Raw genomic sequence first — 23,447 nt, 5'->3', positions numbered from 1 at the left:
AAGCAGCACCGAGTATGATACAGTTTATTTATCATTATTTACCATTTAGTGAAGCGGTTTTTATTAAACTACATAAAGCGGGTGTAAATATGCTGAAAAAACTAACGGACCATGTTTATTACTTTCCTCATTCTGAAGAAACGGATCGGCCGGTGCTCGGGCTTATATGCGGGGAGAAGTATAGTTTCATCGTAGATGCCGGGAATTCTCCTGCGCATGCATCATTATTTTTAGAAGAAGTTGAAAAAATGGGCGTGCCTCCACTCAAAGGAGTAGCTATTACGCATTGGCACTGGGATCATACATTTGGCATTCATGCCATGAACAAGTATACAATCAGCCATCATCTAACGAAGAAAAAGCTGGCTTATTTAAAGACACTGCGCTGGGACGATGATGCCTTGGATAAACGCGTTCAGGAGGGGGAAGAAATCGAGTTTTGCCGGGATATGATCAAGAAAGAAATGCCGTGTCGAGACACGTTAATTTTACAGGAGCCGGATGTAACGTTTCATCATCATATGGAAGTTGACCTGGGTGGAATTACTTGTTGTATTCAGCATATTGGAGGGGTACACGCGCAGGACTCGTCCATTGTCTACATACCCCAAGAAAAAGTCCTGTTTTTAGGTGATTGTCTATGTCCAGATCTTTATAGCGGTGACTGGAGCTATGATAAAGAAGACTTTGAGCGGATTCAAAGAGAACTTAAAAAATATGATGCGCAGTATTATCTCTCATCTCATTTTGACCCTGAAACTTCTGAGGAACTTTGGCGAGATTTAGACCAATTGAGTGCGATTGGAGAAATTGTAGGAAATGAAGTCGATTTAGAAAAAGCATGTTTTCAGTTTGAATGTGAAACGTATAAGAAGCCAACAAATGAGCAAAAAGAGAGAATACAGTATTTTGTTAATGGAAATGTCAAGCGCAAAAGCAGAGAACTGTTTTGATAGTTTATGCATAATGATAAATAAGCCCGCCTGTTCATACTATGTTATGAGCAGGCGGGCTTATTCAACTGGTTGTGCAGTGATACAAGCTTTAAGTTATGATAGTAAAATAAATAACTTGACGAAATAAAGTTATAAAAATATAATCAGTTACACAAAGTAAGTTAATTAAAAAATAATATATTCAAAAGGAGAAATAATCATGAACTTTCACCGTGCTCCTCATATATTTGTTGGGAAAGTAAATTTAAAAGTAGAAAATTTAGAGCGTTCACTTGCTTTTTACCAGCAAATAATTGGGTTTAAACTTTTAGGGAGAAAAGAGAACAAAGCTCTGTTAACAGCTGATGGACGCACCGCGCTGTTATCGATTGAACAGCCGGAAAACGTTACAGCAAAACAGCCTCGTACAACAGGCTTATATCATTTTGCTCTATTGTTGCCGACTCGTTCTGATTTAGGAAGTATACTGCAGCATTTGTTAAATAGCGGTTATCCGCTTCAAGGGGCGTCTGATCATCTAGTGAGCGAAGCGCTGTACTTGGCAGATCCAGATGGAAACGGCATAGAGATTTATCGAGATCGTCCGTCAAGTACATGGGAATGGAATGACAGTGAAGTAGTAATGGCTACAAAACCTTTAGATGCAGAAGCGATATTAGCTGAAGGAAACGGTAAACCATGGACAGGATTACCTTCAGCTACCTTAATGGGACATATTCATCTTCACGTTTCTGAATTAGAGCAAACGGAAAACTTTTATCGAAATGGATTAGGTTTTGAGGTTGTGAGCAATTACCATAATCAAGCATTGTTTATTTCAACTGGGCGCTATCATCATCACATCGGACTAAACGTTTGGAATGGAATTGGAGCGCCTAGTCCTCTTGAAAGCAGCGTTGGTTTAGAGTCATTTACACTTGTTTTTCCAGCTGAAGAAGCAAGGGAGCAGGCAATAAATCAGCTTCGTGAAATCGGAGCAGCTGTGTCTAAAGAAAACCAAGATTTCATCACAAAAGATCCATCGGGCAATATAATTAGATTAGTCCTTTAACATAAAAGCTGCCGCAATTGGCAGCTTTTATTTATCGCAATGTTCGTCAAAATAGGAAAGAAATGTACACTTTTTTCTCAAATAGTAAGATGATAATGGCGAAAACGGTGTTATTTTCAGGGAAATAAACGAAGAGTCTTACGTTTGAAAAGTTTGTAAACAAGCGGGCGTGGGAATAAAATACATATCAAGCATCATTTCTTATCGTTATTGAATCTTTATATAAAGTCTTTTCATATAAAACCTTGAAAGAAGGGAGCGGAAACCTGTGAGATATAAAGTGAAACATTGGCTTAGATTAACTTCAGACGAGCGCTATCTTGTATTGTTTGCTACTGCTGCTTTGCAAAAAGAAAAGCGATAAAAGAGTTGTTAATAGTAAGGAAAGTAGCTTTATATGCTAACGAAAAGGTAATAAAAGGCCTGAAAATAATATATTTATTTTCAGGCCTTTTATTGTTTTCAAACCTTTTTTAAGTCAACTGTTGAGAGATAGCTTCAGCCGTTTGTTTGCCGTTTGTTATACACGCTGCAATGCCTACTCCATAGTAAGAACAGCCGGCTAATGTAATAGCGGGGTGCTTGTCATGCAATTTTTGAGTCAAGCTGCGTACAAGTTCACCGTGTTTAAGGTGATAGGTAGGCATCAATTTATCCCAATTGGTTACGTCGCTTTCAATGGGCTGCTCTTTGATTCCTAAGCTGTTTTCAATGTCCTTTTGTGCCACTGCTAGCAGCTCTGCTTTTGACATCGTCCGCAGGGTGTCAAAGTGGTGACTCGTGCTTTTATAAAATAAGCGAACTAACAAATTCCCTCGCTTAGAGGTGTGAGCCCATTTTTTGCTCGTCCACGTGCAGGCATTGGCGATTAAGTGGCTTGATTGAGAGGCAATAAACCCGGTGCCTTCAGCGGGAAGGTATTCGTCTGGAACGTCATAGCCGATGTACATGCTAATGAGAGAAGAATCTTTTAACTGCTCAAAGTCTTCGTTTAATTCGGGATCGTTCAACAGTTGCTGAGCAGCCGTGTGCGGTGTAGCTAACACCACGTAATCCGCTGAATGGGCTTGCCCCGGCGTACTGATTTGGTAACGTTCACCGTTCCGTTTTATGCTGGTGGTTGGCGTATCTTTTAAAATCGTTACATCAGAAAGCTCTTCTTCTAAGCGGTGAATAATCGTTGATAAACCTTGTTTAAACGAAATGAATTTTTTATTTCCTGCCGTTTTAAATTTTTTTTCATTGGCTCCCATTCCCTTGATGATGCTGCCGTACGTGTTTTTATAGTCGAGCAGATACGGGAGAGTCGAAGAAATCGTAAGTTTGTCTAAATCGCCAGAGTAGACGCCCGATAAAATAGGTGCAATTTGCTTTTCTACTAGCTCTTCTCCTAAAAAATGTTTTAAAAAGAGTCCGATTGAGCTGTCTTTCGTAAACGTTGTATTTTTAGTAATTAAGTCTTTTAAAGCTGTAATTTTAGCTTTTGAAGAAATCAGCTCGCTCTTAAAAAGAGATTCCACGCTTGTTGGAATACCGAACATGGTATCTTCAGGAATTGGAAGCAGCTCATTAGCAGAGTAAATAAACGATTTGCCCGTTTTGTTATAGACTAAATCGTTTGTTAAGTACAGCTCTTCTAGCAGGGGCATAACGTTTTCTTTTCGAGCTACAATAGAATCCGCCCCTGTTTCCATAATAAATTCCCCAGCTTCACGGGTATTGATTTTCCCTCCTAAATGGGCATGTTTCTCTAGTAATAATAATTTAAGCGGGAGATTACGTTCTCGTTTTAGTTTCTGCAAATAGTACAGAGTGGTTAAGCCCGTAATTCCTCCTCCAATAACAGCGACCGTTTTCAAAATATTCACTCCTACATTTTCAACAATTAGTCTGTAATATACGAAAATCATACCACTATGACTAGGAAAAGTGTAATGAATTGATTGTGAACATAGTGTGTGCAAACACGAAAAGAAATATTGAAACTATACGATTAGATATTTTGAAATTACATAAAATAAAAGCTCATACACGTAGAGAAAATGACTGAGACGCAGCAGTGAAGAAAGGAGGAAGCATCATGCTCGGCGGTTTTATGGAAACGCTGAAAAAAGACTGGCTCGCTTTAGTATTAATAAGTGTTCTTATATGCGGTATTACCTTAAACGTACGAGCCGAAGAGAAGAGCGGACGAAGCGGATACATCGAACCAAAGCTAGTTTTTCCTGTGATCAGTGATGTTCATATTAAGGAAACAGGAACGCTTGATTTGCGTACTTTTCAACATGCATTAACGCAGTTAAATGAACAGGCACCGAAACAAGATGCATTTGTAGTAGTAGGAGATTTGGCTGATACCGGCGCGTTAAAAGAATACGACCGCTTTTTTTCTATTTATAATCAAAATAAACAGCCGCAGGCCGTATCTCTTTTTACGATTGGTAATCATGAATACAGGGACAGCGTAACCAATCAGCAAGCGCAGCAGCGTTTTTTATCTAAAACTAAAATGAAAGCTCTTTATTTTCATCAAGTGATAAAAGGATATCATTTTATCATGCTTGGAACAGAAAGCCGTCTGACGACCGGTGATTATTCAGTCAAACAAATTAACTGGCTTGCTGAACAGTTGAAGATAGCAAAGCGAGACGATCCTAAAAAACCGATTTTTGTCTTTATTCATCAGCCTATTAACAATACACTGTACGGGAAAAACAGATGGGGGATAGAAGTGAATGAACAGCTTCTTTACAATACGTTAAAACCTTATCCGCAAGTCATTACATTTTCTGGTCATACCCACCATCCGTTGGACGATCCTCGTACTATTTTTCAAAGAGATTTTACATCTCTTGCAACGTCTTCTGTTCGGTATATTTGGCCTGGTGCTGGATATTTACAAGGTGAACTTCCTCCTGGCTACCGAGATGTGAGTCAAGGTCTTCTTGTAGAGGTTTATAATCGAAAAGTAGTCGTTAAAAGGCGGGATTTTCACGCAAATAAGTGGACAGGAGAAGCGTGGGAAATTAACATACCTGCAGATGCAAAAAAGTTTCACTACACGAATGAACGAGATTTAGTAAAACCGATTTTTCTGCCAAGCTCTACTATTTCTGTTATACAAGAAAAAGCTTCATCGAATCAGCTGTATATCCAGTTTACGCAAGCGGTGGATAATCTGATGGTTCATTCTTATCGCATTACCGTCAAAAATAAAGAAACTGGAGAAGTGGTCAAAACATATAATGCATTTTCTCAATACTACAGCGATCCCGTTCCGGATGTTCTAAGTCTTCCGTTATCAGGTTTACAGCCTCATACTGCGTATCAAATAGAAGTAGCGGCAGTGGATGCGTTTGACAATCAAAGCGACCAAAAATTAATCATTGAAGGCTCTACTAAATAGCTAAAAGAGTCCTAATTTTTATTGATTCTTTTAGCTTTTTTTCATCTGTTTTTAATGTTATTTTCATTAGATTTTTAAGTGGAGTTGCTACACTGAAACTGTATTTAAAGTCATAATATGTAATTTTCATGAAAGTATCAAAAATCAAAAGGAGTTTGTATGAAAGGATCTTTTGTACGTTTTTTAGTAGTGGGACTGGTCAATACAGCAGTAGGTCTTTCCATTATGTATGTGCTGCTTCATATTTTTCATCATTACTGGGCAGCAACGTTTATCGGAAACGCAACAGGAGCAGTCGTCAGCTACGTGTTAAATCGAATATTTACGTTTAAAAGCGGAGTTCATTTATCTACAAGCATACTGCGTTTTATTTTGCTTATCGGCGTTTGCTACGGCTTGTCTTACTATATTGGACTGCAGTTCTCCAGCTGGTTATTGCATCAACTTCCTGCTGCTGTGCGTCCGTTCAAAAAAGATGTCGGTATATTAATTGGAACAGGTCTGTATACGCTTTTAAATTATACGGGTCAAAAATACTTTGTATTTAATACAAAAAAAGAAGCAGTCGTCGTACACGATTAGCTTCTAGCAATTACGAAATGGAAATAGGTGTTAACAGATGAAGAAAGAAACAGCTATGAATAAAGAAAAAACATTGCTTATTATCGCTTTCCTTTTGCTGCTTGCGTATGTATCTCCTATGTTTTTGCTCGGGGAAAATTCACATATACGCGTGCACGATAATTTAGACTCAAATATTACGTGGTATAAAGTTCTGCATCGAAGCGGAGAGCTGTTTGGCTCCAGTCATGCCGTATTACCTCAAATTATTAACGGATTGCCGAGGAATACATTTGGAACAGAATTTAGCGGTATTCAGTGGCTGTATGGTTTATTCCCGACTATGCTTGCGTACAGTCTCAGCCAAACGATCACGCGCGTATTTGCTTTAATTGGAATGTACTTATTATTAAAAAAGCATTTTATTAAAAGCGAGGATGCTTATGCGATTCGAGTGCTTGTATCACTTGCTTTTGCACTTACTCCTTTTTGGCCTTCAGGCATGCTGAGTACATTAGGACAGCCGCTGGCGCTGTGGGCGTTTTTAACCATTCGAAACCGCGAAGGAACGTGGAAGGAATGGCTTACTCTTTTATTGCTTCCGTTTTACGCAAGTTTTGTGCTAGGGTTTTTCTTCTTTTTAACGGCGATGGGAATGCTGTGGCTAAGAGATGCAGTTAAAAAACGAGTGTGGAATATTCCTTTTTTAAGCAGTATTGCAGCGATGACCGCTGTCTTTCTACTCATTGAATACCGCCTTGTTGATTCTCTTTTATTTCCGGAGGCCCCGACGAGTCGAAATGAATTTTTAAGCTCTACTCTAAGTTTCGGACATTCCGTTCGCCTTGCTTTTAAGAACTATACGCTTGGGCATACACATGTAATGACACTTCATACCTTTGTCATTTTGCCGCTTTCTTTTATTGTACTATGGATTGTTGCTCGCAATCAGAAAGAAAAGCTTGAAAAAACGTTTTTGCAGTTATTTATTTTTAATCTCCTACTGTCGATGTGGTATGCATTTTGGTTTTATAAAGGATGGGAGCCGCTAAAAGAAAAATATCAGCTTTTTAATACGTTTAACTTTGCTAGATTTCATTTTTTACGCCCTCTCATTATTTATTTGATGTTTGCAGTTGGCAGCTATGTCTTATGGAAACGGGGCCAGGCGTGGAAAAAGTTTGTGTGGGTGTGTTTGGTTTTACAGCTGCTTGTGTTATTTATAGCGAACCCTGAGCTTTATTATCGCTACAATCACGAGCCGTCAGTCAAAGAATTTTATGCTGTCCACCAATTCGATGAAATCAGCAGATATATAGGGAAATCTAAATCATCTTATCGGGTAGCAAGCATTGGGCTTCATCCATCAATTGCTCAGTATAACGGCTTTTATACGCTAGATACGTATAACAACTTCTATCCGTTAACGTATAAACATGAGTTTCGCAAAATCATTGCCAAAGAGCTTGATAAAAATAAAAAGTTAGAAAGTTACTATGATCATTGGGGCAACCGCTGCTATGTGTTTGTTAGCGAGCTAGGGAAAAAATATGATTACCGAAAAGACTCAACGAAAAAAATCCGTCATTTGCAGCTTAATATCAGCCAATTTAAAAAAATGGGCGGTCGCTATATCTTTTCAGCTGTGCCAATCGAAAATGCTGAAAGGGACGGTTTGCACTTTTTAAAAGCGTTTAACGATAAACAGTCCGCTTGGAAAGTGTATGTATATGAAGCAAAGTAAGGGGGCAATAGCATGAACAGACCTATTTTAACGATTGTTGTTCCATGTTACAACGAAGAAGAAGTATTCACAGAAACATCTTTTCAATTAACTACTGTAGTAAAAGAACTGATAAATGAACGTCTTGTATCAAGTGAAAGTACCATTTTATTTGTAGACGATGGAAGCAAAGACAGCACGTGGTCGCTTATTGAAAAAGAAAGCTGCAGCAATTTGTTTGTAAAAGGGTTAAAGCTAGCGCGGAATGTAGGACATCAAAATGCTTTGCTCGCAGGACTAGAAGCAGCCCATAAGCAATCCGACTGCGTCATTTCCATTGACGCAGATTTGCAAGATGATATCAGTGTTATTCGTACTTTTATAGAGAAATATTGGCTCGGGTATGAAGTCGTATATGGTGTTCGAGACAGCAGAGAAACCGATACATTTTTTAAACGAACCACGGCAGTAGGGTTTTACCGTGTTATGAATAAGCTAGGAATTCAGCTCGTTCAAAATCACGCCGATTTTCGTCTCATGAGCAAACGTGCTCTTGGTGAACTTATGAAATATAAAGAAGGCAACGTCTTTTTGCGAGGCCTTGTACCATTAGTAGGATTTCGCTCCACGGAAGTCACATATGACCGCAAAGAACGGACAGCGGGCGAATCAAAATATCCGTTAAAGAAAATGCTTGCTTTTGCATTTGATGGAATTACATCTTTTAGCGTAGCGCCAATACGCCTATTAACGCTGCTTGGAGGAGCTTCTTTTCTCTTTAGTATTGCGTTTGGTATTTACGCGCTGATTCAAAAATATTTAGATCATACGCAAATTGGCTGGACGTCTCTTATTTTATCAATTTGGCTTGTAGGCGGCCTGCAGCTGATGGGAATGGGTCTTGTCGGAGAATACATTGGCAAGATTTTTAACGAAGTGAAACAGCGTCCTAAATATGCGATTGAAAGAGATTTATATACAAAACACTCATTAGACACACAAAAAGATTTGCTTATGCATTAATAAGAAGCTTCTCCTAAATGGAGAGGCTTTTTTTGTTAAAGCGTTTATCATAATTTTTAAGTGAACAGGAAATGCTACTACTAAAATTTCTAAGGAGATCAAAATCTATGAAAAGACTATTTTATACAGTCAGCACTTTTTGTTTTGTTTGGCTTGCTTTTGCAGCCATTCATGTCAACGCTCTTTCGATTGAGAAGCTTCCGATGAAGAAATCATCTGAACAATGGTCGGTTGAACTGACAAAAGCGAGCATGACGGGAGATAATCAGCTAAAGTGGAAAAATAATGTCTATCATACATATGGATTAACCGTTGAAAACATTGGAAAAGACGTAGAGCGCGTGCAGGTCCAAGCTTTTCGGCACGAAGGAAAAAATAAGGCGAAATACAGCTTGTTTTCTCCTATTGAAAGGTCTAACTTAAGCAAAAGCGGTCAGCGCTTTCGCTATGCGAATTTTGCTGTTCCTGGAAAAGCGGCAGGTTTAGACATTATGATTAACTGGACGGACGAACGAGGCAATCATCAAGAACATTTTGAATTTAAATAAAAGTCTTCGCTTAGGCGAAGACTTTTTTGCAGGAATTTATCCTCGCATGTGGAAAACGAACACGAAAGGAGAGATCTATAATGATTGCAAAAGCTACTGAAGAAGAATTACAGGAAATTCGGACGAAATCTGCTGATGCGCTGTTTGAAGGAACAATGAAGCAGTTTCATCCGTCAGCTGAACGCGTAAATGAACTAATTGGTAGTACCTTTGAAAAAGGCTGTTATTATTTAGTTTCAAGACAAGAAAATAAACTCGCAGGCTGGGTTCTTATCGGCCCCTCTACCGACTTCTTTTCAAAAGAAGAAATTGGCTTTATCTACGAATTATATGTTGTACCCGAATACCGCGGGCAAGGTTTGGCCAAGCCGTTAATGCAAAAAGCAATTGATGAATTGTCTATCAAAGGATACCGTGAAATCAGACTCAGCGTTCATGCTGGGAATTTTGCACAGCATGTGTACCGTGAACTTGGATTTGTAGATAAACAAATATCAATGAGCTTCCAAGTGGTGAAACGTCCGTAACGTTAGTGAATGTCAGCGAGTCCATAAAACATAAGATATTATACATGCGATGAGGTTCGGTAATGAAAGTAAAAGTAAATAAGTAGCCCAAACAGCGCCTTTATCTAGTACTTCAACGGCTCCTCCACCTGTATTGTCTGAGGAGGGGGGGTCTTCAAGCGCGTTCATAATTAAAGCCGCCGCTGCTAAAATAACCCCTCCGATGCTTCCAGTTGTTTTGACAATTGCAATATGGAAAGTAGATGAAAAGGCAATGCTGAGAAGCAGCAGCAAGCTTCCCAAAAAAGCAGATAACATATATCGTTTCATGTGCTCACCATCCTTTATGAAAGCATACCATATTTTACTTCTTTTTTCTTTTTATTGAAAATCTATTGACGTAACCTATAAAACATATTAGAATGGTCAGAAATAATTTAAAAACGAAATATTCTTATCTAGAGAGGTGGAGGGACTGGCCCTTTGAAGCCTCAGCAACCACAATTATTGAATGGTGCTAATTCCAGCATAGCCTAGCTCTGACAGATAAGAAGAGGAATCTTTTTCTATGATGAAATCCTCTTCTTAGGAAGAAACATTTCGTATAGAAAAGGTGATGACATTGAATAATACACAAACGGCTTTATGCATTGACGATTATTTAGATCTATACTTATTAGCAAAAGAAATAAACGACGAAACGTGGCAGCAAGAAATTTTAGCCGTGCTAAAAACGCAGCAAAATCGTTCATTTGAAGAAAAACAATCCGCCCTAGTTCAAGAGATATGGGAAGATTTTAAACAGTTAAATGAAGATATTTCTTTTACGTATCGCTTAATTCAAGAAGAGCCAACTAACGAACAATTTCAGGCTAAATTAAGGCACTTGAGAGAACGGCGGATCACGCTGAGCCGTGAGTTATATTTAGCTAAAAAACAGTATGTTGAACACACGCAATAAAAAGATCCGCTTGAGAAACAAGCGGTTTTTTTACGTGAAAATGTTAGAATCGTTATATTTCGGGTAGTAAATAGATAAGACAAGCAAAGGAGGGATAACAGTGGCCCAAGGTGTATTATGTGAAGTGAATGAGTGCATGTATTGGAAATCCGGAAATAAATGCAGTGCAGAGTCCATTTACGTTGTGAGTCCTGAAAGTAGTCACCATGTTTCTGAAACGGAAGAACCTGGCTGTAAAACTTTTGAACCCGCGAGATAAATGCTAGTTTTTATAAAAAAGCATAAAATGAACGATGCGCTGACGGAGTTGAGTCGGCGTTTTTCTATTTTTTTAAAATACTATTACTTAGGTGCAATACTAAATACATATTAAAAAAGCAGTGCCTATGTCTAATTGTGCGTTTAAACAAAATGATAAGATAATTTTTTTGTTTTTCGACAAAAGAAAAGTGAGAGAAAGGTGATAGAATACAAATATACAGCCTAGCTGTCTTTTAGCACAAACTTATATGAAAGCGCTAACAAAAGGCTGTGTTCATCTCGTTTTGACAGATTGGAAAAAGGGGAGACGTTTATGCAGGGGAAAACTCAGGGGAAAGAATTGAAACGCGGGTTAGAAGAAAGACATGTGACGCTGATGTCCTTAGGAGCAGCCATAGGGGTAGGACTGTTTCTTGGATCTGCATCTGCTATTAAATTAGCAGGGCCAGGAATATTATTGGCGTACGGATTTAGCGGAATGATTATGTTTTTTATTATGAGAGCACTTGGAGAAATGGCGATTCAAAAACCTGTTGCAGGTTCATTCAGCAAGTACGCACGCGACTACTTAGGGCCGCTTGCTGGTTATTTAACAGGTTGGAACTACTGGTTTTTATGGGTTGTAACATGTATGGCTGAAATTACAGCCGTTGGTATTTATATGGGGTATTGGTATCCGGATGTACCAAACTGGATTTGGGCGTTATCGGCGCTTGTCATCATGACAACGGTTAACTTCTTAGCTGTTAAGGCATATGGTGAACTGGAATTTTGGTTTGCACTTATTAAAATTTTAGCGATTGTATTAATGATTGCCGTTGGATTATTAATGATTGTGTTTGGAATCGGCAACGGCGGCGTTGCGACTGGTATCAAAAACTTGTGGGACAACGGCGGACTGTTCCCGAACGGATTCAAAGGTATTTTGCTGTCGCTGCAAATGGTTATGTTTGCGTATTTAGGAATTGAAATGATCGGCGTTACCGCGGGAGAAGTGAAAAATCCGGAAAAATCTCTAGCAAGAGCGATTGATTCTGTCTTTTGGCGTATTCTTATTTTCTACGTCGGAGCGTTATTTGTCATTATGTCGATTTATCCGTGGCAAGAAATCGGTTCACAGGGAAGCCCGTTTGTATTAACATTTGAAAAAATCGGCATTCCAGCGGCGGCTGGTATCATTAACTTTGTTGTACTAACAGCAGCTCTTTCTTCTTGTAACAGCGGTATTTTTAGTACAGGCCGTATGCTGTTTAACTTAGCAGAACATGGAGAAGCACCAAAAGGATACGGTCAGCTTACAAAAGGCGGCGTACCGGGAAAAGCTGTTTTAGCATCAGCGGGTGCGCTATTAGTCGGAGTAGCGTTAAACTACATTGTGCCTGCTAAAGTATTTACGTGGGTAACAAGTATTGCAACATTCGGTGCGATTTGGACATGGGGAATTATTTTGCTTTCTCAAATTAAATATCGCAAAACGTTAAAAACAGGTGAAGAGGCAAAACTGAAATATAAAATGCCTTTATTTCCGTTAACATCTTATGTGTCACTTGCGTTCCTAGCGCTAGTGGTGGTTTTGATGGCATATAATCCAGATACAAGAATTGCAGTTGTCATCGGACCATTATGGTTTATCGGTCTTATTATCGCGTACTACGCAAAAGGATTCCATAAACGAAGTCAAGGTTCAGCTGCAGCTGAGCAAAAGCTAGTAAAATAAAAGAAAAGACCTCTTTCTTGGAAAGAGGTCTTTTTTTTATTAGTTTATGTGCAAATGATTAGTTTGTTTTAAGCGATCATTGGTACGTATGAATAATGTAGAAAATATTCTATTTATTCTGTACTATTTAGTTAGAGAATTCGTTAACCGTTAAGTGGTGATTGAAAGTGGATAAGTATATTAGTTTTAAGCTTTTTAACGCCGTACAGTGCATCGAAAAGTTGGGAGGAAATAGGCAGAAATGATAGAAAGATTTAGTGAAAAAGACATAAAGGATTTGCTAGTGCTATCTAAGTTGGAAAAATGGGATTATAGCGAAGCAGATTTACATACGATTTTTTCATCTGGAGACGTATTTGGGCATAGAAATGAGAAAGGTAACATTGTATCAAGCTTAGCAGTAGTTTTGTATAAAAATCAGTCAGCTTTTATAGGAATGGTAATTGTGAGAAGAGATTACCGAAAACAAGGGTTAGCCTGGCAGCTCATGAAGCACTGTTTGCAAACTCTTTGCCCTGAAGTGAATGCCTACTTAATTGCGACAAAAGAAGGTGAGCACTTATATAAAAAAGCAGGGTTTAAAACTGTGGACTATGTAAGTAAATATATAAGCAGTGAATACATACCCAGAGCATTTAAAGCTTCAGATTTTTATACACGATCCTTAGCGAGAAGGGACTTCAAAGAGGTTGTAAATCTTGATGAAGAAGCATTTGGAGATAATAGAAAGTTATTTTTGAAAAGTAGGATTCAGCAAGCTGAAAAAGCAGTTGTCCTACAAAACGAACAAAATAAAATGACGGGTTATGGTTTAGCGGTTCGTACCCCGAGCAATATCGTGATTGGGCCGGTAGTTGCTCCAAACGCTGAAGCAGCAATGCTGATAATTGATGAACTAGCGAAGAATTACAAAGAAAAGCTGAGAATTGACCTGTCTTCTCCTGAGGAAACGTTAAAAAAACTTGTGGAAAATCACGGATTTCAGCTTCAAAATGAGCCTCCTGTTATGGCGTATGGTGTCAATCCCCTACCTGCTAGGCAGGGCAATCTTTTTGCTATAGCAGCTCAGGCATTTGGATAAAAAGAAAGGAGAAGCTCCTTTCTTCGCGTCTACCGAATTCTATCAATTTTAAACCCATTATCAATTTGATGAAATCCGACTTTTGGATAGTAGTTCATAGCAGAAGGAGCGGAAAGTAAAATAAGCGCGGTTTCTTCACCGATTTCTGATTGAACGTGCTTGATGAGCTGTGTGCCGATTCCTTGCTTTTGATAGTCTTTTACGACAGCTAAATCCGATAAATAGCAGCAGTAGCTAAAATCTGTTAACGCTCTGGCTATGCCAATGAGCTCGCTGTCGCTCCAAGCGGTGACAGTAAGAGAAGCGTGATCAAGCATTCTTTGAATCCGATCAAGATCTTGTGCAGGCCGTTTAATACCGGAATGTGCAAATACTTCAGCAGCTTGTTCCGCACGGATTAAGACGTTGGTTTTATAAGTGATAGTCATTGCGTCAGCTCCTTGATTTATAAGATATAGTTCAGTATATGAAGAAACTGAACTAAGAGTAAGTGTCAGAAACAGCGAATTTAATAGTATCAGTTAGAAAGGAAAGAACACTATGTTAGAGTTGATGCCTTTGCTTGATAAAAGAAAAGCAGATCCCTTATACATGCAGCTTTACACCTACATAAAAAAACAAATTCAAAAAGGTACCATTCCGCCTCATGAAAAACTGCCTTCTAAACGAAAGTTAGCTCTTCATTTAAGCATTAGCCAAAATACGGTTGAAGCAGCTTATATACAGTTAGAAGCAGAAGGCTATATTGAGATACTAGCCAGGAAAGGAGCGTTTGTAAAAGAGATAAAAAATGAAGTCGTGCTTCAAGAACTGCCTCCTATCTCTGTATCTCTGCAACAAGAAGATCAAAAATCAACTGCCCTTGATTTTAGCCATGGAAAGATAGACGTAGAAAAATTTCCGTATAATACGTGGAAAAAGCTAACGGTTCAAGCTATTTATCATGATGAAAGCCATCTTTTTTATAGCGGACATCCGCAGGGCGAACTGCTTCTTCGCCAAGAAATTGCAGCGTACCTTTACCACTCAAGGGGAGTGCGCTGCACAGCGGAGCAAATTGTGATAGGTGCAGGTACACAGTACCTCATGTGGCTGCTTTCTGTCATTCTGGGAAAAGAAAAGATAATTGGGTTCGAAAACCCAGGCTTTCACCGAACGAGGCACGTTTTTCAAGAACAAGGCATGTCGATCGTCCCTGTTTCTCTTGATAGTTCTGGCTTGAAAGTCAAGGAACTGAAAGAAAGCGAAGCGGATGCGGTGTACATTACGCCATCTCATCAATTTCCTATTGGTATGGTCATGCCGATAGCAAGAAGGCTTGAACTACTAGAGTGGGCGAAGGAAGCGAACGGCTATATTATAGAAGATGACTATGACGGAGAATTTCGCTATAAAGGAAAACCGATTCCGGCACTTCAAGGATTAGATCAAGACGATCGTGTTATTTATACGGGGACGTTTTCAAAATCATTGATGCCTTCTCTTCGAATAAGTTATGCCGTGCTGCCACACCGGCTTCTTACAAGATATGTGAAGCACTGTGGACTTTTTAAACAGCCTGTTTCAAGACTTCATCAGCATACGCTTTTTCTGTTTATGAAAGAAGGACACTGGGAACGTCACTTGAATAAAATGAGAACAGCATACCGCAAAAAACAATCGCTGCTGCTAGATTGTTTGACTACTATTATGGGAGGAAGTATAGATATTGTTGGAGAACATTCTGGCTTGCATATCCTTCTTAAGGTAAAAAACGGAATGAGTGAACAGAAACTAATTGAAGCAGCTGCCGAGCAAAAAGTAACGATTTATCCAACGTCTATTTATTATCATAGTGCCGATGAAAACAAGACGCCCTATGTATTGCTTGGATTTGCGGGATTGTCTGATGAAGAAATAAAAACAGGTGTAAACCTGCTGTTTAAAGCTTGGTTTGAACAGTAAGATTGAGAGATATGCTGGGGGAATTTCGATGAAAGTAAAGCGCAAATTATTTGGCTTATGGACAGGAGAGCTTACGTCAGCTTTACTGTTTGCTGCACTGTGGTTAGGGTACTTAAATGGGTTTTCTCATCTAGCTTTTTATTTAACAACGTTTTCAGGTGTGTATGCTTTTATTATACTTGAGTTTATCTTGTTTCAAGGAAGCTTGTACTGGTTTATGAAATGGAGGCAAGTGAGACGAAAAGAAGATTCTCATTTGCCCTCCAGCTACATTCAGTTGTTTCTGCTTTTAAAAAAAATGAATAAAATTCTTCTTGGGATAGGTCTAGGTGTATTCGTCTATCACTGTATAAACTACGGATTAAAAGGGCTGGTATTTTTTCTTGGCCTTTACGCGTTTGCTTGGATTGAATATATTAACTACTACGTGATTAGACTTTCTTATCAAAGTCCAAGTGAAATCAAAGAGTTTTTTGAGCAAAAAGGCTTTAAACGGTCTATTTTAGCGAGAGAAATAGATAAAAATCAGCGCGTTTGACTACACAGACTGCGCTGGTTTTTTTGTCTGGAAATCAAGGAACAGGCAAGAGTTGATAAGTTAGTGAACTTGAAAGTAAAGGAAAGTTTGATAGGAAGAAGATGCTTCTTGTAAGGAAGTCATAAATGTATGGAAAAGCGGCGTTACATTCATGCGGTTGTTTCTCGACCAGTCGTAGTTTACGAAAAATGATTTTCTTAGTTCGGCTGTGAGTTCAAGCTGTACCCCGGCTTTTAGCAGATTATCGTTCACAATATTTTGCTCGCTTGTTCCGGCTATATTAGAAGGGGCGTCACGGACTGTAAAGCCGTGTTTGCGCAGCGATTGCTTTACCAGCTCTTTATAAAGCTGATTTTTTCCGCCTACATATACGATAGGCTGACTACCACTATAGCCGTGAATCGTCATGACGGACATACTTTGCTGAGCCATTCCTCTAGCAATCGGTTCGTCAAAATTTTCTGAGGTTATGTGCAGAACTCCGTTGTTAGTGGACTTGATGCCTTCGAATAAATAATAAGAAGCGGAAAAGCGATCGGCGAGTTCTTTGGCGACTTCTGATGTGCCCGGTTCAATTCCTCCGCCGTGAATGGCCATAATGGATAGGTAGCTAAAGCGCTGTTCGTAGCGAATATCATAGTCTTGATGGAGAATCTCGTACTGCTGCAGTTCTGCATAGGAAGAGTAAGAGTCACCGCTTGCATAAGAAGGAAGGGGAATCAAAAAGCAGTACATCAAACATAGCAAAGTGCTCGCACTCCATTTGAATAAACGGTTCATTAATAATCACCTCTATCTATCCTATGATAGGTAGAGGTGATTATTAGTGCTTCCGTCCGATATAGAGTAAATGAGAAGAAAGTCCAAGGTGATAAGAACTTGATGCTTGTTGGATAAGCAGTTGAACGATGCTGTCCATTTCTTCAGGATACTTTTCTTTCCAGTAAGTCCATTCCTCAGAATTAACGGACGAAGCAACGTTAGAGGCAATCAGCTCAATGCATTGAAATCCATGCTTCTTTAAAAAAGGAATAATATCCTCAATATTAGCATAATAAGCGTGAGTAAACCGGCCTTCTTCGGCATGATCAAAGCAGCCTGATTCATAAAAATCATGAAGCGCTTTTGCCGTGTTGTTTGGTTTTAAACGCTCCGGGGATGTTAAAGAAGAAATGACGTGCTGGACGCGCGGCATAAACGAAATAAAGACAGTTCCGCCTGGCTTTGTGACTCGATACAGCTCTCGGACAGCTTGAATGCGATCTTGTTTCTTCTGCAAATGATACATTGGTCCAAGCATTAGTGCCGCATGAAATTGTTCATCCAGACAACATTGAAGATTCCGAGCATCTGCCACGTGAAAATCACGAAATGCATTGTATACTTGCCGTTCTAAAGCCTTTTCCTTAGCTGTTTGAACTAAATGAGGCGTCAAATCAGTTAGAGTTAATTCGTAGCCGTTTTCTGCTAGTTTTAAGGCATATCTTCCAGGTCCAGCACCGTTATCTAAGATATGTCCGCTGGGAGGAAGGTGTTTTTCGATAAAATGCCAGTTTACTTGAAACTCAATAGGCTCCCGTTCTAATCTTCCCCACTCATCAAATCTGCTGTAATAATCGATAATTTTATCCACTTTGATTAGCCTCCACTTCAAAAATTAGTTATAGTAAATTATAACAAAAATAGAAATAGTTAATAGGTGCGTTTATGAAAAAATGAAGAGGAAGGGAAAGGAGGAGGAAAAATGACCGCAGCTTTTATTAGTCGTCTAGCTCTATCAGGTCTGTTAGGAGCTTTGGTTGGATTAGAAAGAGAATTTAGAGCAAAAGAAGCGGGCTTTCGCACTCATTTTTTAGTTGCTGTCGGTAGCACGCTAATTATGCTAATTTCGAAATATGGCTTTTCAGATGTGCTTCATCAAGATCATATGGCCCTTGATCCGAGCCGGGTTGCAGCACAAGTAGTAAGCGGTATTGGTTTTTTAGGAGCAGGTATGATTATTATCCAAAAGCAGCATATTAGAGGGCTCACAACAGCCGCAGGCGTATGGGCAACGTCGGGAATTGGTTTAACCATTGGGGCGGGTATGTATACAGTCGGCATTAGTGCAACTATATTGGTGCTGATTGGCTTAGAAATATTGAACGTGATGTTTACATCACTTTCTACTCATTCCATTTTAATTAAGTTTCGTGCAGCGAATCAAGAGGCTATTTATGAGCTCCTTGATAAGATTGAAAGGGAAAATATTATGATTTCATCCTATGAAATTCACCAGGATCATCATCAAGGTGAACTGCTCTATTTTGTTGAAATAAAAGGAAAAGCAAAAAAGAAAGGGAATAAAGTAGAATTGATTAAATCAATTCATTCTATGGCTCACGTGTTATTTATTGAAATTGAATAAGCACTTATTTATTTTTTGTCAAAGAGATTAAGGCATAACTAAATTAATCTAAAGTCGAACAAATGGATAAAGAGGCCAGTATGGATCGTTTAGTACACCCTAGTTGATTTCCGTGCAAGACTTCGCTTTCCGCGGACGGCAGGTGAGCCTCCTTGTGGGGTCTCACCTGTTCCGCTTTTCCCGCAGGAGTCTTCGCCTTACCCTCCAATCAACCGCTGGAAGTACCTACATATATAAAACCTACGTTCGGATCTTTCTTCAACTAAAAAACTTTCGCTTCAGCCTCTTTATTCGTTCTCTATCTTGCTTAAACCGTTTCGCAGTGTTTTAGCATAGCAAAAAAAGGCTATTACCTAAATATAGAGAATTTTACTGGAGGTTATAAAATGAAAATTGGAGTCGTAGGTGCTACAGGAAAAGCAGGAAGTTTTATCGTGAAAGAAGCTTTAAATCGCGGGCATGATGTAACGGCAATCGTACGTAATGCGAGCAAAGTAGAAGAAAAGGATGTTCGTACAATGGAAAAAGACATCTTTGATATTACGGCAAACGATATTGAAGGTTTCGATGCGGTAGTGAATGCGTTTGGAGCTCCCGAAGGAAAAGAACATCTGCATGTAGAAGCGGGACAATCATTAATCCATGTATTTAAACAAGCTCCGGACGTTCGTCTTCTTGTTGTAGGAGGAGCAGGCAGTTTGTTTGTCGATGAAGAGAAAACGACGCGTCTAGCAGATACGCCTGATTTTCCAAAAGAGTATAAGGCGACAGCTGACAACCAAGCTCAAAATTTAAAAGACTTAGAAAGTACAAGTGATATTAATTGGACGTTTATTAGCCCAGCAGCATTTTTTAATCCTTCAGGAAAACGAACGGATGCTTATAAAACAGGGAAAGATCATGTTATTTTAAATTCAGAAGGGAACAGCCATGTCAGCTATGCTGATTACGCCATTGCAGTTATTGATGAAATTGAGCGAGGAGAGCATATAAACGAACGCTTTACCGTTGTATCCGACGCTAGATAAAAGAAAAGCCGCTTTATGCGGCTTTTTTTGTGCATGTTATACTATGGAAAAAGGAGTAAGGTATAGAATGGATAATACAGTAAATGTAGCGCTAACGTTTTATAGTGAAGCCTACGAGTCATCTATACATAGCTATACGCTGCCTGAAGAGCAGCTCATTTATACGGCACTTCCAACTGAAGCTATAGCTAAGTGCAAGCAGGAAAGAGATAGAACGCCCGTTTTGATTTTGGCAGTAAACAAACTAGCCGGCTTTTTCGTGCTCGACACAGGGGAAGCCGTTAAAGAATATACCGAGAGCTCCGGCGCGCTTTTAATAAGGTCTTATTCCATTCATCCTGATTATCAAGGAAAGGGAGTTGGTAAAAAGTCATTGAAACTTCTTCCTTTTTTTATCAACCGTCACTTTCCGACTATAAATAAAGTGGTGCTAGGCGTGAACTATAAAAACACGGCTGCACAGCATCTGTATAAACGAAGCGGCTTTGTTGATACAAACCGGCATATTTTTGGAAGCCAAGGAAAGCAGTTTGTTTATCAGATGGACATAAAAAAAGCTTGAACAAGAGTTCAAGCTTTTTTCTTATATGACAAGTAGGAAGCTAGAGAAAATAGGCAGCGCTACAAGGGACGTTTTTAATACAGGAGCAGGTACACGATTTGTAAACTTTGCTCCAATATAGGAACCGACCATTGTGCCGACGACAACTTGAATCAACAGCGGAATATCTAAAAAGCCCTGCTGATAATAGCCCATTCCCCCGCCAATGGCAATCGGAATAATAACGAGCATTGTCGTTCCGGCCGACTGGCGAATCGACAAGCCTAACACCATCATAAGGCCAAGCTGGATAAATGGAGTTGATCCAATTCCAAACATTCCGGACAGAGCACCGGTAATTAAGCCAATGAGTAAAGAGTAGACGACAAATTTAGCTCCTGTTGGAACAGTACGTTCTTTTTGCTGACGGGAAAATAAAAACATTCGCAGCCAAAGTAAAACACCAGATAATAAAAGCATACCGGCTGTTAGCCACTTTAGCTCGCCTTCTGGGATAAAGGATGAAAGGTTAGACCCAATCCAAGCGCCTAATGCACCGAGGATACCAACAGAGATACCGGATTTTAAAGAGACATTACCTTCACGGTAATGACTGACAGCGCCAGATAAGGAAGAAAAAATCATTGCGGTAAGAGCCGTTGCAAGAGCAACATGTACAGATACGCCGTACAGCAGCGTTAAAATTGAAATAATAAAACCTGATCCGCCCGCCCCGACAAATCCTAAGATCAGTCCGACGGCTAGCATCGTTAAAACTATTGAAACATCCATAAACTAATTCCTTCTTTCAACACTTATTCTATGCAGACACATAACATTTTTATTTTTAGCAAGTGCTACGTTCTTCATTTAAACATGAATTTTTTATGACGTCCAATGTATAATTTATATGAAATTAATAGTATTATGTAATAAGTAAAGGATGTGAAAAAATGGAATGGCAGCAGCTCGAATATTTTAATGTTGTAGCTCAAACGGAACATTTCACAAAGGCCGCAGAAAAATTATCAATTGCACAGCCTACGCTCAGCCGCTCAATTTCTAAATTAGAATCAGAGCTTGGCGTGCCGCTATTTGAACGAAAAGGAAGGCAAGTCATTTTAAATCGATACGGACGGCTTTTTTACGAACGAACGGCTAAAGTATTAAACGAAATGGAAGAAGCTAAACGTGAGCTTTCAGATTTGATTCATCCTCACCGCGGCAGTATTTCGTTTGCTTTTTTAAAATCATTAGGCGCTTCGTCCGTCCCAAAACTAGTTCATGCTTTTTTACAAGAGTATCCGAACGTTCAGTTTCAAATTTTTGAGAACGCCACGAACATCATGCTCGATCAGCTTCAAACGGGGGAAATTGATTTTTGTATGTCTTCTGTAACGGAATCTAGGGCAGGAATTCAGTGGGAATATTTATGGAAAGACGAGCTGTACGCGTATGTCCCTGATACGCATTCTTTTGCCTCAAAACAAGTGCTTTCGATTTCAGAGTTGGCTCATGAATCGTTTATCGCGTTAAAAAAAGGATATGGAAGCCGAACAATTTTTGATCAGCTGTTTGAAGAGGCCGAGATTGTTCCAAATATTACGTTTGAAGGAGAAGAATTTTTAACGGTGATTGGTTTTGTAGCGGCTCATTTAGGGGTTGCCTTGCTTCCTGAAATAAAGGGAGTAGACTTGCGAGGTATTAAAAAAATAAAGCTCAAAGAAGACACAGCTTCAAGGGTAATTGGGGTTGCGTGGAACAAGGATAAATATTTAACTCCTGTTGCGAAAAAGTTCCAGGAATTTTTAATTCAGTATTTCAAAGACCATCATACGGGAGGAAAACGATGAAGAAAATTGCTTGCCTGCACGCTCATCATTCGAACATCTCTTATATAGAAAAAGCGCTGCCGTTTGCGAACTGTATGCATTTCGTAGACCCTGGCCTTGTACATCGGGTAACAGCCGACCCTAAGTTTGCAGCGGAGTCAGCAGCTGCAAAAGTAGAGAAGCAGTTAAAGTGGATGGAAGAATGTTCAGCGGATGCCATTTTACTTACGTGTACGAACTACATTGCTCTTTTACCAGAAGCATTTACAAGCGATATTCCAATTATTAAAATCGATGAGCCTTATTTTCACCGAATATGTGAAATAGAAGAACCGCAGCTTATCGTGTTTACAAATCCGGAGACCGTAGAAGGAACAATGAAGCGCCTAGACGAATTTGCATTTCATCAAAATGTAAAGATAAAGGTTCGTTCTGTTGTGATAGAAGGTGCTTTTGAACTAGTAATGACTGGAAACCTAAAAAAGTATAAACAGAAGGTAAAACATGTCTTACATGAGCTAGTAAAAGAGCATAACAGTGTTGTTTCAGTGGCGCAGCTCTCGATGGTAGAAGCGGCAGCGGAGGTAAGCGACCGTATTATTACGCCTCTTCAACCGTTAGCAGAAGAAGTAAGAAAAACAATTATTAGGTCATAAGAAATAAAAAAAGAAAAATAAATGGTAAAATATTCACTTTTTTTTGACAAAAATTTCATTTGCTTATATGATAAGTAGTGTTATAGAAACCACTTATTATATAGGGGAGGCATCGTTTTGTGAAGAAAGCAAATGCACGCGATAAGATTTTAGAAACAGCATCGCGGCTTTTTCAGCTGCAAGGCTATCATGCAACAGGGTTAAATCAAATTATTAAAGAGAGCGGGTCGCCAAAAGGGTCTCTTTATTATTATTTTCCAAAAGGGAAAGAAGAACTGGCGATTCACGCTGTTCACTATACGAATAAATACGTCCAAGTTCAAATTAAAGAAAGTCTAAATAAATCTTCTGACGCAGCGCAGGCTATTCAGTATTTTATTGAAGAATTGTCCAAGCAGTTTGAACAAGAAGAAAGCATTGCTGGTATGCCTGTTGGACTGCTGGCTGGAGAAACAGCGCTTATTAATGAACCGCTGCGCGAAGTCTGCTACGCAGCGTTTCAAGATTGGGAAAAACTTTTTAGAGAAAAAATGATAGAGAGCGGATTTGAAGAAAAGCAGGCAGGAGAGCTTGGAGTTGTGATTAACTGTATGATTGAAGGAGGAATCTTGCGTTCGTTAACAGAGAAAACAAGCGCTCCTTTGCAGCAGATTAAGCAGCAGATTCCAGTTCTTGTTCGTAAATAAAAAGTGAGGCTGGGACATCAC

General features: G+C 39.3%; 26 protein-coding genes and 1 riboswitch. Of the genes, 20 read left to right on the top strand and 6 right to left on the bottom strand.

The annotated features are described in order from the left end of the window. Nucleotides 1–14 precede the first annotated feature (14 nt). On the top strand, nucleotides 15–953 hold the full coding sequence (locus OK414_RS20805; protein WP_034649444.1) for an MBL fold metallo-hydrolase: 939 nt from the start codon (nucleotides 15–17) through the stop codon (nucleotides 951–953). A 202-nt stretch (nucleotides 954–1,155) separates the two neighbouring features. Continuing rightward, nucleotides 1,156–2,007 carry a VOC family protein gene (locus OK414_RS20800; RefSeq protein ID WP_016765267.1) on the top strand — a complete coding sequence of 284 codons (852 nt, stop codon included), beginning with the start codon at nucleotides 1,156–1,158 and terminating at the stop codon, nucleotides 2,005–2,007. 473 nt (nucleotides 2,008–2,480) lie between these two features. On the opposite strand, the gene OK414_RS20795 is transcribed toward OK414_RS20800, so the two are convergent. Beyond that, complete coding sequence (locus OK414_RS20795; protein ID WP_034649449.1) at nucleotides 2,481–3,866, bottom strand: protoporphyrinogen oxidase; 1,386 nt, start codon at nucleotides 3,864–3,866, stop codon at nucleotides 2,481–2,483. A gap of 221 nt (nucleotides 3,867–4,087) precedes the next feature. On the opposite strand from OK414_RS20795, the gene OK414_RS20790 reads away from it, so the two are divergent. The 6 genes from OK414_RS20790 to OK414_RS20765 all read left to right on the top strand — a co-directional run bounded on the left by OK414_RS20790 (nucleotide 4,088) and on the right by OK414_RS20765 (nucleotide 9,795). Beyond that, nucleotides 4,088–5,413 carry a metallophosphoesterase gene (locus tag OK414_RS20790; protein WP_263045013.1) on the top strand — a complete coding sequence of 442 codons (1,326 nt, stop codon included), beginning with the start codon at nucleotides 4,088–4,090 and terminating at the stop codon, nucleotides 5,411–5,413. A gap of 159 nt (nucleotides 5,414–5,572) precedes the next feature. Continuing rightward, nucleotides 5,573–5,995 carry a GtrA family protein gene (locus OK414_RS20785; RefSeq protein ID WP_034649452.1) on the top strand — a complete coding sequence of 141 codons (423 nt, stop codon included), beginning with the start codon at nucleotides 5,573–5,575 and terminating at the stop codon, nucleotides 5,993–5,995. Nucleotides 5,996–6,032: 37 nt separating this feature from the next. Next, nucleotides 6,033–7,718 (top strand): DUF6044 family protein, encoded by a 1,686-nt coding sequence (locus OK414_RS20780; protein ID WP_263045012.1) that lies wholly within the window; start codon nucleotides 6,033–6,035, stop codon nucleotides 7,716–7,718. A 12-nt stretch (nucleotides 7,719–7,730) separates the two neighbouring features. Beyond that, nucleotides 7,731–8,720: a glycosyltransferase family 2 protein gene (locus tag OK414_RS20775; RefSeq protein WP_016765263.1), complete on the top strand. Its 990-nt coding sequence runs from the start codon at nucleotides 7,731–7,733 to the stop codon at nucleotides 8,718–8,720. A gap of 107 nt (nucleotides 8,721–8,827) precedes the next feature. Further along, the gene (locus OK414_RS20770) at nucleotides 8,828–9,268 is read left to right on the top strand and encodes a hypothetical protein (protein WP_013084629.1); all 441 of its coding nucleotides are present in this window, start codon (nucleotides 8,828–8,830) and stop codon (nucleotides 9,266–9,268) included. Between the two features lie 80 nt (nucleotides 9,269–9,348). Then, nucleotides 9,349–9,795, top strand: a complete 447-nt coding sequence (locus OK414_RS20765) for a GNAT family N-acetyltransferase (RefSeq protein ID WP_095378670.1) — start codon at nucleotides 9,349–9,351, stop codon at nucleotides 9,793–9,795. Nucleotides 9,796–9,807: 12 nt separating this feature from the next. On the opposite strand, the gene OK414_RS20760 is transcribed toward OK414_RS20765, so the two are convergent. Continuing rightward, on the bottom strand, nucleotides 9,808–10,104 hold the full coding sequence (locus tag OK414_RS20760; RefSeq protein ID WP_016765260.1) for a hypothetical protein: 297 nt from the start codon (nucleotides 10,102–10,104) through the stop codon (nucleotides 9,808–9,810). A 121-nt stretch (nucleotides 10,105–10,225) separates the two neighbouring features. Beyond that, nucleotides 10,226–10,327, top strand: a riboswitch (SAM riboswitch). Between the two features lie 69 nt (nucleotides 10,328–10,396). On the opposite strand from OK414_RS20760, the gene OK414_RS20755 reads away from it, so the two are divergent. The 4 genes from OK414_RS20755 to OK414_RS20740 all read left to right on the top strand — a co-directional run bounded on the left by OK414_RS20755 (nucleotide 10,397) and on the right by OK414_RS20740 (nucleotide 13,794). Next, nucleotides 10,397–10,735, top strand: coding sequence for a hypothetical protein (locus OK414_RS20755; RefSeq protein WP_013084626.1), 339 nt, complete (start codon nucleotides 10,397–10,399; stop codon nucleotides 10,733–10,735). 100 nt (nucleotides 10,736–10,835) lie between these two features. Next, nucleotides 10,836–10,994 carry a DUF1540 domain-containing protein gene (locus OK414_RS20750; protein WP_016765258.1) on the top strand — a complete coding sequence of 53 codons (159 nt, stop codon included), beginning with the start codon at nucleotides 10,836–10,838 and terminating at the stop codon, nucleotides 10,992–10,994. Nucleotides 10,995–11,309: 315 nt separating this feature from the next. Next, a complete protein-coding gene (gene alaP, locus OK414_RS20745) occupies nucleotides 11,310–12,713 on the top strand; it encodes an alanine permease AlaP (RefSeq protein ID WP_013058652.1) in 1,404 nt (467 codons plus the stop codon). Between the two features lie 241 nt (nucleotides 12,714–12,954). Further along, nucleotides 12,955–13,794: a GNAT family N-acetyltransferase gene (locus OK414_RS20740; protein ID WP_263045011.1), complete on the top strand. Its 840-nt coding sequence runs from the start codon at nucleotides 12,955–12,957 to the stop codon at nucleotides 13,792–13,794. A gap of 29 nt (nucleotides 13,795–13,823) precedes the next feature. Here the strand turns inward: OK414_RS20740 and OK414_RS20735 are convergent, their stop codons facing one another. Next, nucleotides 13,824–14,222, bottom strand: coding sequence for a GNAT family N-acetyltransferase (locus OK414_RS20735; RefSeq protein WP_034649463.1), 399 nt, complete (start codon nucleotides 14,220–14,222; stop codon nucleotides 13,824–13,826). A gap of 112 nt (nucleotides 14,223–14,334) precedes the next feature. Here OK414_RS20735 and OK414_RS20730 point away from each other — a divergent pair, with 112 nt between their 5' ends. Together OK414_RS20730 and OK414_RS20725 are read left to right on the top strand one after the other, a co-directional pair. Beyond that, a complete protein-coding gene (locus tag OK414_RS20730) occupies nucleotides 14,335–15,738 on the top strand; it encodes a PLP-dependent aminotransferase family protein (RefSeq protein ID WP_034649466.1) in 1,404 nt (467 codons plus the stop codon). Between the two features lie 28 nt (nucleotides 15,739–15,766). Continuing rightward, complete coding sequence (locus OK414_RS20725) at nucleotides 15,767–16,276, top strand: hypothetical protein (protein WP_263045010.1); 510 nt, start codon at nucleotides 15,767–15,769, stop codon at nucleotides 16,274–16,276. Nucleotides 16,277–16,336: 60 nt separating this feature from the next. Here OK414_RS20725 and OK414_RS20720 read toward each other — a convergent pair whose 3' ends face one another. Continuing rightward, complete coding sequence (locus OK414_RS20720) at nucleotides 16,337–17,056, bottom strand: poly-gamma-glutamate hydrolase family protein (protein ID WP_263045009.1); 720 nt, start codon at nucleotides 17,054–17,056, stop codon at nucleotides 16,337–16,339. 43 nt (nucleotides 17,057–17,099) lie between these two features. Further along, a complete protein-coding gene (locus OK414_RS20715) occupies nucleotides 17,100–17,909 on the bottom strand; it encodes a class I SAM-dependent methyltransferase (protein ID WP_016765251.1) in 810 nt (269 codons plus the stop codon). 111 nt (nucleotides 17,910–18,020) lie between these two features. On the opposite strand from OK414_RS20715, the gene OK414_RS20710 reads away from it, so the two are divergent. From OK414_RS20710 to OK414_RS20700, 3 genes are all read left to right on the top strand, one after another. Continuing rightward, a complete protein-coding gene (locus OK414_RS20710) occupies nucleotides 18,021–18,683 on the top strand; it encodes an MgtC/SapB family protein (protein ID WP_034649473.1) in 663 nt (220 codons plus the stop codon). A 386-nt stretch (nucleotides 18,684–19,069) separates the two neighbouring features. Further along, nucleotides 19,070–19,711, top strand: coding sequence for an NAD(P)-dependent oxidoreductase (locus tag OK414_RS20705; RefSeq protein ID WP_034649475.1), 642 nt, complete (start codon nucleotides 19,070–19,072; stop codon nucleotides 19,709–19,711). Between the two features lie 67 nt (nucleotides 19,712–19,778). Further along, complete coding sequence (locus OK414_RS20700; protein ID WP_263045008.1) at nucleotides 19,779–20,273, top strand: GNAT family N-acetyltransferase; 495 nt, start codon at nucleotides 19,779–19,781, stop codon at nucleotides 20,271–20,273. Between the two features lie 21 nt (nucleotides 20,274–20,294). Here the strand turns inward: OK414_RS20700 and OK414_RS20695 are convergent, their stop codons facing one another. Beyond that, nucleotides 20,295–21,044, bottom strand: a complete 750-nt coding sequence (locus OK414_RS20695) for a sulfite exporter TauE/SafE family protein (protein ID WP_025750141.1) — start codon at nucleotides 21,042–21,044, stop codon at nucleotides 20,295–20,297. A gap of 161 nt (nucleotides 21,045–21,205) precedes the next feature. Between OK414_RS20695 and OK414_RS20690 the strand changes: the two genes are divergently transcribed. From OK414_RS20690 to OK414_RS20680, 3 genes are all read left to right on the top strand, one after another. Further along, nucleotides 21,206–22,105, top strand: a complete 900-nt coding sequence (locus OK414_RS20690) for a LysR family transcriptional regulator (protein WP_013084614.1) — start codon at nucleotides 21,206–21,208, stop codon at nucleotides 22,103–22,105. Further along, the gene (locus tag OK414_RS20685) at nucleotides 22,102–22,740 is read left to right on the top strand and encodes a hypothetical protein (RefSeq protein ID WP_263045007.1); all 639 of its coding nucleotides are present in this window, start codon (nucleotides 22,102–22,104) and stop codon (nucleotides 22,738–22,740) included. Before OK414_RS20690 ends, OK414_RS20685 begins: the two co-directional genes overlap by 4 nt. Before the next feature lie 119 nt (nucleotides 22,741–22,859). Continuing rightward, entirely contained in the window at nucleotides 22,860–23,426 is a 567-nt protein-coding gene (locus tag OK414_RS20680) for a TetR/AcrR family transcriptional regulator (RefSeq protein ID WP_034649481.1), read from the top strand. The last annotated feature ends 21 nt before the right edge of the window (nucleotides 23,427–23,447 follow it).

The sequence above is a fragment of the Priestia sp. JV24 genome (assembly GCF_025910025.1).
Classification (GTDB): Bacteria; Bacillota; Bacilli; order Bacillales; family Bacillaceae_H; genus Priestia; species Priestia megaterium.
Note: the sequence above shows the minus strand (reverse complement) of the source record. Positions and strands in the feature narration are given on the sequence as shown.